This window comes from Variimorphobacter saccharofermentans, assembly GCF_014174405.1.
GTDB classification, from domain to species: domain Bacteria; phylum Bacillota; class Clostridia; order Lachnospirales; family Lachnospiraceae; genus Mobilitalea; species Mobilitalea saccharofermentans.
Map to the genome: position 1 here is coordinate 4,006,517 of NZ_JACEGA010000001.1, position 14,345 is coordinate 4,020,861.

The following is a 14,345-nucleotide window of genomic DNA, read 5'->3' on the forward strand; positions in this document are numbered from 1 at the left end:
GGAATCGTGTAAGAACCATATACAGGAATAGAGAAAACATGAAGGGGTGTTCTTAGAGTATGACACTGAAAGATATTGCGAAGGAAGCCGGCGTTTCTATTTCAACCGTTTCCAGAATTCTCAACGGTAACAATACCAATGCTGCAAGAAAGGAGGTCTAGGACAGAGTATGGGAGATTGCCCGCTACGGAGGTTATGTTCCCAACTCTTCTGCACAGTCCTTAAAGTCAGGCACCAAGGCTAAGAAATCCACAAAGTCCATAGCCTGCATCTATGCCCGTTCGACTGACGCCAAAAATGATGCCTTCTTCTCTGCACTTACCAGAAGTATGGAGCAGGAGGCATTAAAGGAGGGTTTTATCGTAAAATACTCCTTTACCGCCTATGATATCCACAATCCTGCCACACATCATCAGATTGTAAACAATGAGGTGGATGGAGTGGCTGTTCTGGGAAGGTGTGATAAAGAGACTTTAAAATTCCTCAAGCTTCATTTTAAAAAGGTGGTATATGCCGGACTAAACGCCTTAGATGCGGAATATGACCAGGTAATCTGTGATGGCTATGTCGTTGCTTCCGACGCCATGGAATATCTCATTCAGCTGGGTCACACAAGAATCGGATATATCGGAGAGATGCAGAAGGAGGTACGATATCTGGCATATTGTGACATCTTAAAGAAGCATCATATTCCTATTGATAAAAACCTAATCACCAATGTTCCCATTTCTTCAGATGGAGGATATCAGGGAGCAAAGTGGATTCTCGGTAATACCGGGGATGTGACTGCCTTCTTCTGTATCAATGACATTACTGCCATCGGTGCCCTCAAGGCTATTCAGGACTGCAATTATAAAGTCCCCGAGGATATCTCCGTCATTAGTATGGATGATATTGATATTTCTCAATATGTATCTCCCATGCTGACAACCATGCATATTCCAATCGAGGAAATCGGAAAAATGACCGCTAAGATACTGATCGACCGTATTAACAGCGGGCATTCCCTTCCATTAAAAATATCACTACCATATTATCTGGTAAAAAGAGAAAGCTGCTCCATATGTAAGAGAAAATAAAAGAAAGGATATGACACCGTTCAAGGTGACATATCCTTTCTTTATATATGTATTCTATTTTACAATAACAGAAACCTTAAAGGTTTTTGTCTTGCCGCTATAAAGAGTTGTCTTAACTGTAATAACTGCCTTTCCGGCTTTCTTCGCTGTGATTTTACCCTTGCTGTCTACACTTGCCACCTTTGAATTACTGGATTTGTAAGTAATCCTTACTGCCCCTATCGCGCTGCCGGAGGTCTTGTCCTTGAGATCCTTCACTTGTTCCAGTGTCTTCGGTAGATTTACCTGTATCACTGCAGTTTTATTTTTGTTTGACCCTGGCTTCAGAGTTACTTTCTTAGGCTCAACACTGATCTGATTTCTTAAGGAAGTAATGATTTCTTCCTTCGCCTGCTTGGGCAGCAGCACATACTGAGAACAGTAGACAACCTTTATTGTTATATAACCATCCCTGTCAACCACATAATTTGAGCTGTATGGCAGCGTTTCCAGCTTTCCACTTTCAGAATTATAGTGGTATAGATACAGCCTATCCCCTTCAGAATATCCCATATTACCTACATACATTCTGATACTTGCCTGAGAAGGTAAATCTCCATCATGACTAAAATTGATAAGTAAACCACCTTGGTTATTAGTGCCTGTATGGGAATTACCCAACAGCTTTGCCAGATCCTTATTCTCCTCTACTCTCTGAATACTAAGAGAAAGATCCAAATCTTCTATTTTCTTGTCCGACGCGGCTATATCACTGCCTTTAAAGCTCCATGTATACCTTTCTTTCCCATCGTTATCCTTCACTGATATATTAAGATCCGTACCGCTTTCTCTTGCGTCTCTGATTCTATCGGAATCTAATTGTGTACCTGTTGGTACAGGTGTCGGTGTAGGTGTGGGTGTCGGTCCCTCTATAGCAGCACCACCTCCGCTTGGTGGTGTATAAGATGGTTCCGGCGTCGGCTTCGGTGTAATAGCATTTTTGATCGTGAAGGTCTTAATTACTGTTCCCCCGTAGTTATCCATTCCGTAAATATATACCGTTGCTGTGCCCGGATTAATATTGTTTGTATACCTGACCTGATAATCCCTTTCTTCTTCTAAGGAGGTCGTACCGTTTACACCAACTACTGCAGGCTTAATCTCGCTTCCTGAATAAATAATGTTATCTATTCCAGTTAAGGTAAACCAGCTATCACTTATGCCTTGGGCAATCCTTCCATGATTATTTATTCCATAATTACTGTCAAGCATCTGAAACCTGGATATATCCTGGGCTGTGAGTGTATACCCATCAGCAGGCTTTAATACCTGTTTTCCAATAGTATAAAAATAATAATAATAATTTTTATCCGGATATCTATTTTCATAATTATATATTGCTAGTGAAATTACCGGCATGTCCTCTGATAGTTGACCTCCTACTACAACAGTTGCTTTATCATACGGGTAGTATGCTTCATCATATAATGCTATCTCATTGTCACTGGCAATAGATGCATTACCTGATATAGTAAGTAGCGAACAATCTAATTCTATACCATTTCCTACAGTTGTACCTTTCTCATCCAGTCCGGTATTTCCGAAGACTTCTCCCCCAGACATATTAATATGAGATGTATAGGATGACAGCCCTCCGCCTAGTTCTGCTTTATTATTATATATTTTCCCACTTGATATGTTTATGCTTCCATCAGAGGCAATACCGCCGCCTCGTATGGCAGTATTATCATGAATATTCCCGCCGGATATGGTTGTAAATCCACCCTCCGAATGGTTTATACCGCCACCACACCCTTGTTCTGCTATGTTGTTTCTGATGCTCCCCCCAAGGATAGTGACTTGCCCAAAAAAATTATCGATGCCTCCTCCATCACGGGACACATAATTATTCTGAATAACTCCACCATACATAAATAATGTCCCGTCTTCATGATGTCCGAAATTCTCTATGGCACCTCCCTTATTTGAAATATTATCCTCTAAGACTATTCCGTTATGTAAGATAACTCTTCCCCGATTTTCTATGATTGAAGAGCTATAGGACATTTTTTCTTTATTACCGTTAATTGTAAGCAGTCTTACCTCAGGCCCTCCATCAAGTTCACTATTGCCTAGTTCCAACTGACCGGTTACACTAAACATGTTTCCACTATATGAAGGATCACGTAATATAGTATAGGGCTCACCTTCGTTAATAAGCTTAATTGCACCACTTATATCGATACGTTCCTTTAGATTTATATCCGAGCAAATATGTACAGTTCCAATGCCGCTGCCAATAGTATCAACAGCCTTTACCAATGTGGCAAAGGGTGAATCCTTAGTACCTGTATTACCGTCATCACCATTCTTCTCATCCACATAAAAGTCCATGACTAATCCAATATACTTTAAAGTTCCATCCTCGGCCAGATAATAGTCTGTTACTGTAGGATCAATTATGAACTTTTGATAGTTATTACGAATAACAGTCTCATCTCCCTGTAGGGTCTCTCTTCTGGGAAAACATTTTTTTAATGCAAGCATTATTTTTTCTGAACTACTTAAGTCATTCTCTATTTTAATAAATGCCTTTTCACTTAACAGAAGCTTATTGCTTCCATCATTCTTCTGAGGAATGGATGCACTGTCAGATAAATGAATAGCTCCCTCACAATCTATCGCCACACCGTTGAAAGAACTATTTTCTTCAATCCTGCCGCCCTTCATAATAAAGGTGCCATTATTGTCGTTATATAGGGCTCCTGCAGTGCTTCCCATGCACTTACTGATACTGCCACCCTCCATAATAAAGGTACCATAATTGTCTATAGCGGAATACAACATATGTTTAAAGCCTGTTATAGTGCCTCCATACATATAAGTTGTTCCTCCATTGTAAAGCGCACAGTGATCAGAGTCATCCTCCTCATTAACGAATATTTTTATCCCTGGATATATCTTGAGTATACCGGAATTACTAATGAATCTAAATGGTTCACCGGTTATAAGCAGCTTAGGTGACTCGTCATTTCCCTCGCCTTCGGCTCCAAGAGTAAGACTACCGGTATTGGAGACATCAAGTATATATGAAGCACTATTGCTTCTTATGGTATGTGGTTCAGAGCCATAGTTTAGTATGGTAACTTCATTATTTATACTAATTGTGCTGTTTATTACCAGATCTGAACAGATATATAGGACACCCTTCTTCATGCCTTTATCTATGGCGCTAACTGCATCCTGTATTGTTGAGTAGGGCTTCTCTATGCTTCCGTCACCATCCCCTTCCGTGTAGTTGGCATCAACATAATACACACTAATAGCGTTAGCATATATAGCAGATCCGGATACAGTTTCTGCACCTTCCATACCGTATGAATGAATTATTGCTTCTTCTTTGTTATTATCCAATACTGTCATGTCATTTCTAGCATAGGCTTTCGTATTGATTACGCCAAGAAGCATACATATGCTTAATAATACAGCCAGTGCCTTCATTCTTCGAAATCTTACCATCTATTATCCTCCCTCAATAAAATCAATAAATGCTCTGTTATGATATATATATCCATTATTAGTCTTATTATAATACGTTTTGATAAATTTAACACTGTCCAAAGGTACAGTCAGAAGATATAATTCTACATTTTTTTTTTGCTTTTTACATGATTTGAAAAAAGAAGGAGCAGTTGTTTGTCCTTCTCCCAAAAGTTAGACCTAAAAATCTAACGATCGGAGGTCAGGACATACAATATTATCAACCTCTGCACTTGTATATAATAGCTTTTCAGTAGGATACCTTTCCTTAAAATAGCGAATAAACCCCTTAAGTGCCTCTTTACCATAGCCATGCCCATGCAATGACTCATCGATCATGAACCTGCTCATGGACCAGCCATGTAATTCTTCATCAAAGTCATATAATATGAATCCAACCATTTTCTCTACATCATATACCACTTTTACACTGTCTAAATGTACAGTCAGAAGATACAGTTCTACTTTTATATAATAGTATCTGATTTACAATAATCTCTGAATTGTGGTATAATTTAGGTAATTTAGTTCACTAATTAAACATTATGCGTATATTGAGACCAGATATAGCGTTGGTTCACTTACTTAGGGGGAAGGTTATGGAACAGCAGGAAAAAATTAAAAAAAAAGAGCATTTAAAAACATTATCTATTCAGTCCGACTAATGTGGGGAATTAGAAAAGGGGCTGTTCTACATTCTGCCATAGCAAAGGCATTTGAATATATTGCATGGGTATTCTACAGCTACTTTTTTATCCGATATGTGGTTGGAGCAATTCAAGATGAAAGAGGCTTTTATCATATTCTCCAGTTCATCCTTATATCGGGAGGATTCTTTATAATAGTCGCTCTCTATTATTCCTATATTGAGGGAGCCTATATCCCTCTGGCTGGTACGATAATTTATCAAAAGCTTTACCGAAAGCTTTATGAGAAAGCCGGTAATGTGGAGCTTCGATGCTTTGAAGACAGTAGCTTCTACAACAGATATACTCTCGCTGTGGATGGTGCCAGTGATAAACTGATACTGGTTATTCAGAATTTCTTTGGTATTTTTACCGGAGGAATCGCAGCGATTGTTGTATTTTCAACCATGTTTATGATTGATAAGTTTGTCGTACTATTTATTGTATTTCCAATCGTGGGTAACTTCTTATTCGGCTACCTCTATCATAAAGCAGAATATGAGAGAGATAAAGCAATGGCACCATATAAGAGAAGAATCGACTATGTGAACCGTGTCATGTATCTGGCGGATTATTCTAAGGAAATGCGTTTATCGAAGGTATTTCATATTCTAAAGAATAAATACGAGGAAGCTCTGCAAGGAATAATTAAGACTGCTGATCAATATGCCCTAAAGATCAACGTGCCAACCTGGATTCGTAATTATCTTACCTTTACTGTCATGTTTGAAGGTGTACTTATGTACGGAGCCTATCGTGCAATAGTAGGGAAATCGATAGATTTGGCTGAACTAGCCGTGCTTTCCAGTACAATGGTGTCCGCCTCCTGGATTCTGATTCGATTTACCGAAAGTCTTATGGAGTGTATGAAGCAGGGTTTATTTGTTGAGAATTTAAGGACATTTCTTGAATATGAGGAAAAGCTCCCAGAGGATTATGACGGAATTATGCCGGCAAGTGAGATTTCCTCCATTGAGTTTCGTAATGTGAGCTTTAGCTATAAGGAAGATTGCAAGATTATTCATAATCTTTCCTTTTATATCGAGGGTAATTCCCGAGTGGCTTTAGTAGGACATAACGGTGCAGGGAAAACGACCATTATTAAGCTGTTATTCCGATTATATGACCCTGATGAAGGTGAAATTCTGGTAAATGGTATCAACATCAAGGAATACAATCTAAAGGCTTACCGCAGCCTGTTTGCTGCTGCTTTTCAGGACTATAAAATATTTGCCCTGTCTATTAGAGAAAATGTCTTAATGCGGGAAAGCAGTGAAGAAGATGATGAAAAGGTAGTTGATGCTCTGATAAAGGCCGGTGTGTACGACAAAATTAAGTCTTTACCGAAGGGGCTTGATACCATAATGACCAAGGAATTTGACGAGGAGGGTGTTCTTCTATCCGGAGGAGAGTTTCAGAAGATTGTTGTGGCAAGGGCTTTTGCTAAGAATGCTCCTATAAAGGTGTTTGATGAGCCTTCAAGTGCCTTGGACCCGATTGCGGAATGTGATCTCTATGACAGTATTATGAAGGAAAGTATTGATAAAACGATGATATTCATCTCTCATCGGTTATCCTCCGTCCGCAATGCAGATATGGTATTTATGCTGGAAAATGGAACCATCCTGGAGCAGGGAACCCATAAGGAATTGATGGCGTTAAATGGTTCTTATGCCGACATGTATCATAAGCAGGCGAAGAATTATCTAGCTGTAGAGGATCTTCAGGAGGTGATTGCGTAATGGATAAGCAGAACAACAAGAAGAAGGACAATAAGCAGAAGTTAAAGCGTATTCTTTCTAATAACTGGTTCATCATAAAGATCTCCTTTGAGACAGCACCCTTTTTTATGCTTTTTATGATCTTTATAGCAATTCAGGCTCAATGTCTGATATTCCTGGAGCATACCTATGGAATTAAGTATGTTCTGGAGGCTGTGGAGTTCCATAAGCCTTTTCCGGTAGTCGTACAGTTCCTTCTTATTGTTATGATTTCCTGGGCAATATCCTTTCTACTGGGAACGATATACACCAATAATGTGCATCAGAAAAGTCTCCCGAAGATTCAGAAACGGCTTAAGGAAATCATGTACGAAAAGGCCAAAGAGCTCGACCTGGAATGCTATGATAACCCGGAATATTATAATGAATTTGTGTTGTCTCTTTCCGAGGCGGATAAGTCCATTACAAGAACCCATCAGATCATAGATACCTTTTTCCGTGCCTTAACATCGGTGATTGTAAGCGGGGTATTCTTACTCGTTACAGATTCCCTCTCTATTATCTTTGTTCTGGCTTCCTTTGGATTGACAATATTCTTCTCTCAATTATTGAATAAACTGAACTTTAGTAATCGACTAGAGAAAAACCCAAAGGAAAGAAAAAGATCCTATATTCACAGAGTTTTTTATCTGAATGATTATGCAAAGGAGGTCCGCCTAAACCCCAGTATCCGAACCCGTTTGTACAGTGAATTTGATCAGGTCAATAAGGATATCTATGGAATCGAGAAAAAATATGCCGTAAAGAGAACCTGGCTTCACTTTGTCTCACATTATCTTACTAATGATTTTGTCAGTGATGTGGTTTATATTACCTACCTGGTATTCCGCGCTGCAGTACAGCATGTCATTTCCTACAGCAGTGTGGTTGTACTTTGGAACTCCTCAGGTGATATGAAATACAACCTGCAGACAATGGCAACCGTCTTACCTCAGATTTCGGAGAACAGTCTGTATATTGAGAAAATACGTAATTTTATCAGCTATGAAAAGAAAATTACAAGTATTAAGAATCTCCCCGTACCCAAGGAACCAAAGACTTTGGAACTGAAAAACGTTTCCTTTGGTTACAGCGAAAAGGATGGTTATATTCTCCATGACATCTGTCTGACAATAGAACCAAACCAGAAAATAGCTCTGGTTGGTTATAACGGAGCAGGCAAAACCACCTTAATTAAGCTGATTATGAGACTATATGACCCTTCTGAAGGAGAGATCCTCTACAACGGAATAAATATCAAGGACTATGATATTAACGAATACCGAGAAATGATCGGTACGATATTCCAGGATTTCAAGATCTTCGCCACTAATGTCGGCTACAATGTAGTATTAGACTATACAGATGAAGATACAATAACACGGCGGGAGAAAGATATACGAAACGCACTGGAGTTTAGCGGCTTTAAAGAAAAGCTTGACACTCTTCCACAGGATTTATTAACAGAGCTTACAACAGAATTTGAAGAGAATGGAGTTGATTTGTCCGGAGGAGAAAGCCAGAAGCTTGCAATCGCCAGAGCCTTCTATAAAGATGCACATCTGGTGATACTTGATGAGCCCTCCAGCGCTCTGGATCCGATTGCGGAGTATCAGTTGAATGAAGCAATGCTTCAGACGGTAGACAATAAATCGGTGATTTTTATATCTCATCGTCTTTCCACTACTCGAAATGCTGATCGCATAATCATGCTGGAACAGGGCAGAATCATAGAGGAAGAAACTCATGAGGAATTAATTCGATTACAGCAGAAATATGCAGACATGTGGAAGGCACAGGCTGGTAAATATGTGGACATAGCATAAATGAAATACAAACATAAAAAATATTGAACTGTAGGAATAAGCAGCGGAATTGATTTCAAGACCGCTGCTTATTCATTCTAACTTATCATAATTATATAATCCTATCCTATCTATCCCTTAAATATATCTCCCCCTGTTTTTAGGGTCAGGTAATCAGAACTTGCGCTCAGGAGATATAGGAAGTATTCGCCTTTCTCCTGTACATCAAGAGTATAGGAGCCTGATAACTGTCTATAAATCTCTCCTTCATACATTACATTGTTTTTCACATAGCCGATTAATAGTGTTTGTTGATCTACAACACTCGACGGATACTTATCAAAGTGATATTCCAGGATATCTCCTTTTTCTAAATCCCAGCCGGATCCGTCTTCCTTTGTTAGGACGCAAACCGAGTTATTAACTAATATTATTTCCGGTATGTTTGTACTATACGGGCAAAAGTTTTTAATGAATATATTCACCTGTAAATACACCATAAGAGTATCTTTGGTTTCATTTATGTTTCAAGTCTGATAAAATCGCAGGTATATTGTTATAAAAAATAGAACAGTCCTATTACTGTTCTATTTTTTTCTTACTATATGGAAGTTAATTTATTCTATAGAACCATCACCCGATAGGCTGGAGATTGGGGCGGTATGCTTAGGGTTTGGAATATAGCATGTTCCACCTGTACTAGCTGCCCCGGCTGGATTGCTTCTAATGGAATGGTATTATTGCTCTGATCAAGTATTACTGTATCATCCGAGACGGTAAATATCATCTGATCATATATATCATAGGGGTTTCCGGTGATAATAAAACCATAATTCGTATCGACATTCACAACTCGGTCCGTTGTAATATCTACCGTGGCTTCTTCTTGCAATACTATAATACTGAAAGCACTTGATTGTGGAGGAATACTTCTCGTCATTGCAGATGAGAAATATGCATCTATTCGCATTCCTTCCTGTAAATCATAAAGATTAAGTCTTCTTCCCGATTCATCAATGATAATCGTATACTCTCCAACATTTAGTCTGGTTTCCTGCATATAAATCACACTATTTTCATCACTTAATTCGAGTGTCGTTAATATATATCCTGTTCTTGCGCTCTCTACAACGACCTTCTCAATGAGAACATTATCTGCATGTATAATATTATCACTAAGAAATATCCTTCCTAGCGGATTGGAACTAGTTCGATCCATAATACTCCTCAATCTCATATTATTCTAATATAATATATGTTCGGTCCACTAGAAGTTTCGCTACCGCTTGTTATGGATTATCTTAGTAGCATCTCACAAAGACTTCATCAACCCCTTCATAAAATCCAACAGTAAAAACTGTTTTGGTGCTGTCCATGCCATCGGTAGCGAATCTCTTATACATGTTTGCATCCTCGGTAAATGGATTAGAATCCGTTATATCCTCAAAGCTTGTTATTCCTGGAGTATGCTACACTGATAACCACTGTATGCTTTGTAATGTTATTTGTTTCCTGTATTGCCTATGTGGTACGGGAAATCACGCGAGGAAATAAGTAAATTAAACGGAATTATTGAGACTAATCCAAATGAGATTAGTCTCTTACTTTTTCCTACTTCACTGTTATCGCAATACTCTGCTTGATATTTAAATCATCATTATATGCCGTAATTACAGTGGTTCCGTGGCCTACACCAACGATTATTCCATCCTCACTCACCTTAGCTATCTTTGTGTCATCACTCTTAAAATTAATTGGAACATTATATTTATTTTGTAACATAAAATAATAAGCTTCATTGATACTAAGCACATTACATTTTAATATATCAAGCTCTATATCGTATACAGCCGGCAATATGGAATGATTGCTTAGCTCATTATTATCAAGATAGTCCGTATCCGAAAAGATTTCCCCTGCTTTTATAAAGTCATCATAGATTCTCGCCTGATGCACACCATATTCTTCTTTTAAGAAGGTATCTTTTGATTTTAAGAAATACTTTGATGGAATATCTTCATCTCCCCAGGTAGCATCAACACAATACCATTTCCCATCAAGTTTAATAACATTCCATGCATGGGTCAGAAACTCATCATGATACACAGATCCCTCAACAACCATACATTCCAATCCAAGCTTATTCATTATAGAACAATACAACGTGGCATACCCTATACAAACTGTACCCTCATTGAAGCCACTATGGACAGAATAATTGCTCTGAGTTTTATCATATTGGAAATGATCTAATACAAATTGATATGCCCAATAAGCTTTTTGATAATCCGATTTTAAGTTCCCGATATTCTTTTTTATGGCTTCATTAACCAATTTATTTGTATAGTCTGATTCTTCTAAAGAATCATAATATTCAAATTTATATTCTACTGTTACTGTTTTCTTCTTTTTATCATACTTTGCTGATTTAATACTAAAGCCTTTGCATGCATAGGTCTTATTAGTGTAGGGCAGTACCAAATTCTGATATAAATCAAAAATACACTTATTTCCTTCTTTTGAATAGTAATATTTCAGATCCTTCTTCGAAGATGGGATCATTTTATCTTTATATACTATCTTGACGTTTGTTTCCATTCTGTTTCTTATTAAATGAAATGCCAGGGTATTTTCTTTCACACTGGATACATAATATACATTCTTATTACTGGAGATACCCTCCTTTATGATAGCCGCTTGGGCATTAAGAGGTGGTGTTAATATACACAGTAAAATAATTAATGCAATCACAATCTGATTCTTTTTTCTGTTGAGCATATTTTCACCTTCCATTCATTATTCAAGTAATTCCCGGCGAAGAACAATGGCCGGCTATCTATAAACTAACAAAGAGAAGCCTTAGCGTAACCTTTTCGAGAGATTACCATCATGTTTATCAATATGAACTCTAATCCTATTCTAGTTATCGAGGATTCGATTTTTGCTAGCATAGGCTATTAACTGTGATCTGTTTTCCAGATGTAGATATTCCAGTATTTTGCCCATATGATATTTAATCGTCCTCTCTTTGATTCCCAAGCTCTTACCTACTTCTTTATATGTTTTGCCCTCCGCTACTAAAGCAAGTATCTCTCTCTGTCTATCTGTCAATGGGTATCCTTCCCCGGATTCAGTACCTTCTTTCAAATGGGGTTCCTCATCTTGACTATAAAGCTTGATTTCTTCCATTAGCTTCTGTGCTATATGATGAGAGATGGACGCCTCATTCCGATATGTTTCCTCCAATGTTGTAATCAATTCTTTTGCATCCGTGTTCTTAAACAGATATCCGGAAGCTCCGAACTTGATTGCATCAAACAAATCCTCCTCTTCTTCGGAAGTGGTGAGCATAACAATCTTAATGTCGGGCTGTTCCGCTTTAATCAGCTTCAACGCTTCCAGGCCGCTGCATTCCGGCATTATGATATCCATAAGAATAATATCCGGTTTCAGTCCTCTAGCCTTTACCACTGCCTCTGTTCCGTTCCTTGCCTTTCCCACTACTTGGATTCCGTTCATCTCCAAAAGATACTGGAGACTTTCCATGAATAAAAGATGATCATCTACCAGCATTAACTTCATTTGCATTTTTAGCCTTTCCTCCCTCTAGTGGAATCGATACGGATATAGAAGTACCTTTTCCCATTTCCGACTGAATGTGTATTTGTCCACCGAGCATATTCGCTCTTTCCTTCATGATGCTCAATCCAAAGCTGCCTTTTCCACTTATGTTAGTACAGTGAAATCCCTTACCATCATCCTTAATATATAGTCTTAGCTGTTGCTCCATATTCTGTAATGAGATTTGTACCTTCTCCGCATTAGAATGCTTCCTGATATTGTTCAGTGATTCTTTCATAATGTTAACCAGATTTGAACTTATGTAAGGTGTGATTCCTTCATCCGTAAAATTATCCCCAAGCTCCAGTTTTACATGAATTCCGGTCTGATGCTCGAATAAACTTATGACATTTTTTATTTCGTGGATAAAGTCACGTTCGATATTAGCTGCATTTCTTACCTCTCGAATATAGTCCCTCACCTCAGAATGAGCAATTTGCGAAACTTTGGATAATTGCTCCAGCTTATCTGACACCAAATCAATTCCTTCATTATACAACTGCTGGTTAATACCCTGAACCTGCATATTGATATAGGCTAGTAATTGTCCCAGATTATCATGCAAATCTCTGGCTAGCCGTTCCTTTTCTTCCATACGGCTAATCATTTTCTGTTGCTTCAGATATTCCTCTTCTGCCTGTTTCTTAAGCGTTACATCATAAGCAACAGCAATCTTTCCGATCGGATTTCCCTTTTTATCATTTAACAGGTTGAACTGCACTTCATAAATATTACATTTATCCTGAGTTTGTACTGTAAATTCAAAGTTTTGTAGGCCATTTTTATATGCTTCAACCAGTTTCGGAGTATTACTACAGACCTTTTCCATACGAATATCATAATAGTCGGAAGAGATATTGAATATTTGCATGAAGGCCGGATTCATATCAACCACCTTGTCCTGCTGATCCAGCACCATAACTCCCAGGTTCATGGTCTCCATCACGACTGCTCTTGCCGCGGGAACCAGCTCAAACATCCTATACCAGAATATTGATCCTAGAATTATGGCTCCTGCCGGTCCAAAGAATACGGGGGTTATGTCCATAATAAAAGGGCTTAATCCCAGTACATATATTATATTTGGTATTATTATAGAGCATGTCCCAATCAACAGCATTACTACCTGTTTGAAATAAATCGATTTTTTGATAAACAGTGCTCTGATTAGAAGAATTACCGCTGTCATATTAAGAAGATACGAATAGATCGCATGAATATAAAATGCTACCCCATATTTCTTGCTAATTACCGGAAATGGTCCACTTTCATCCAGATACACATCATATCGCATTAATCCGTGGTAGCTGTTTGTCCATACAAGAAGAATGATGATCGTGGGCAGGATGGCCAGGCATATTACTTTTTTATTTTTGATCAGATAATCATAACCGGTAAAGCTCATACACAGCGCCACCAGAGTAATCGGTGAGTAGCAATATGCAATATACTGAACATTTCCCCAGAATAACTTGGACTGTAAGGTATCTCCCATCATCTCAAGTGCGTTACATAACGACCATAAGGTTAATACCGCCATACTGAGAACAAAATAAAAAGCTACCTTTGACCTCCTCTGACCAAATAGTACTATCACTCCAAGAAAGAACGTAATGACGGAGGAGCTAATTAATAACCATATATAAGGCATATATTGATTAACCATATTTACTCCATTCGTTTAGGATTAAGACATGTTAAGGCACTTGCTGATTCCATACACATTGAAAGTATAAAATTATTACCTTTATTCTATCATTAATGTATCTGATTCGCAATATTCTGCAAAATGAGACACCAACCCTCTACCCTAAGCAAAAAGACATACCGTGAGTTTAAACCCGCAGACTTGATGGATCCATGCTGTGGTATAAA

General features: G+C 38.2%; 9 protein-coding genes and 1 pseudogene. 3 read left to right on the top strand and 7 right to left on the bottom strand.

Annotated elements, in window-relative coordinates; genetic code table 11:
* The first annotated feature begins 59 nt into the window (after positions 1–59).
* Positions 60–1,079: pseudogene (locus H0486_RS17525) on the top strand (LacI family DNA-binding transcriptional regulator).
* Positions 1,080–1,133: 54 nt separating this feature from the next.
* Here the strand turns inward: H0486_RS17525 and H0486_RS17530 are convergent.
* Together H0486_RS17530 and H0486_RS17535 are read right to left on the bottom strand one after the other, a co-directional pair.
* Complete coding sequence (locus H0486_RS17530) at positions 1,134–4,577, bottom strand: Ig-like domain-containing protein (RefSeq protein ID WP_228354222.1); 3,444 nt, start codon at positions 4,575–4,577, stop codon at positions 1,134–1,136.
* Between the two features lie 201 nt (positions 4,578–4,778).
* A complete protein-coding gene (locus H0486_RS17535; RefSeq protein WP_323163559.1) occupies positions 4,779–5,021 on the bottom strand; it encodes a GNAT family N-acetyltransferase in 243 nt (80 codons plus the stop codon).
* Positions 5,022–5,262: 241 nt separating this feature from the next.
* Here H0486_RS17535 and H0486_RS17540 point away from each other — a divergent pair, with 241 nt between their 5' ends.
* Positions 5,263–7,026 (top strand): ABC transporter ATP-binding protein, encoded by a 1,764-nt coding sequence (locus H0486_RS17540; protein ID WP_228354224.1) that lies wholly within the window; start codon positions 5,263–5,265, stop codon positions 7,024–7,026.
* Positions 7,026–8,870: an ABC transporter ATP-binding protein gene (locus tag H0486_RS17545; RefSeq protein ID WP_228354225.1), complete on the top strand. Its 1,845-nt coding sequence runs from the start codon at positions 7,026–7,028 to the stop codon at positions 8,868–8,870. The genes H0486_RS17540 and H0486_RS17545 overlap by 1 nt, the downstream gene beginning before the upstream one ends.
* Before the next feature lie 110 nt (positions 8,871–8,980).
* Here H0486_RS17545 and H0486_RS17550 read toward each other — a convergent pair whose 3' ends face one another.
* The 5 genes from H0486_RS17550 to H0486_RS17570 form a co-directional block, all read right to left on the bottom strand.
* The gene (locus tag H0486_RS17550; RefSeq protein ID WP_228354226.1) at positions 8,981–9,334 is read right to left on the bottom strand and encodes a hypothetical protein; all 354 of its coding nucleotides are present in this window, start codon (positions 9,332–9,334) and stop codon (positions 8,981–8,983) included.
* A gap of 137 nt (positions 9,335–9,471) precedes the next feature.
* On the bottom strand, positions 9,472–10,068 hold the full coding sequence (locus tag H0486_RS17555; RefSeq protein ID WP_228354227.1) for a hypothetical protein: 597 nt from the start codon (positions 10,066–10,068) through the stop codon (positions 9,472–9,474).
* Positions 10,069–10,460: 392 nt separating this feature from the next.
* Positions 10,461–11,627, bottom strand: a complete 1,167-nt coding sequence (locus H0486_RS17560) for a transglutaminase domain-containing protein (protein WP_228354228.1) — start codon at positions 11,625–11,627, stop codon at positions 10,461–10,463.
* A gap of 141 nt (positions 11,628–11,768) precedes the next feature.
* The gene (locus tag H0486_RS17565) at positions 11,769–12,437 is read right to left on the bottom strand and encodes a response regulator transcription factor (RefSeq protein WP_228354229.1); all 669 of its coding nucleotides are present in this window, start codon (positions 12,435–12,437) and stop codon (positions 11,769–11,771) included.
* A complete protein-coding gene (locus H0486_RS17570; protein WP_228354230.1) occupies positions 12,409–14,136 on the bottom strand; it encodes a sensor histidine kinase in 1,728 nt (575 codons plus the stop codon). The genes H0486_RS17565 and H0486_RS17570 overlap by 29 nt, the downstream gene beginning before the upstream one ends.
* Positions 14,137–14,345: the final 209 nt, after the last annotated feature.

Excerpts from the sequence above, each read along its gene's own strand:
- H0486_RS17530 (WP_228354222.1), bottom strand. The coding sequence starts at position 4,577 with ATGGTAAGATTTCGAAGAATGAAGGCACTGGCTGTATTATTAAGCATA.
- H0486_RS17540 (WP_228354224.1), top strand. The coding sequence starts at position 5,263 with ATGTGGGGAATTAGAAAAGGGGCTGTTCTACATTCTGCCATAGCAAAG.
- H0486_RS17545 (WP_228354225.1), top strand. The coding sequence starts at position 7,026 with ATGGATAAGCAGAACAACAAGAAGAAGGACAATAAGCAGAAGTTAAAG.
- H0486_RS17555 (WP_228354227.1), bottom strand. The coding sequence starts at position 10,068 with ATGGATCGAACTAGTTCCAATCCGCTAGGAAGGATATTTCTTAGTGAT.
- H0486_RS17560 (WP_228354228.1), bottom strand. The coding sequence starts at position 11,627 with ATGCTCAACAGAAAAAAGAATCAGATTGTGATTGCATTAATTATTTTA.
- H0486_RS17565 (WP_228354229.1), bottom strand. The coding sequence starts at position 12,437 with ATGCAAATGAAGTTAATGCTGGTAGATGATCATCTTTTATTCATGGAA.
- H0486_RS17570 (WP_228354230.1), bottom strand. The coding sequence starts at position 14,136 with ATGGTTAATCAATATATGCCTTATATATGGTTATTAATTAGCTCCTCC.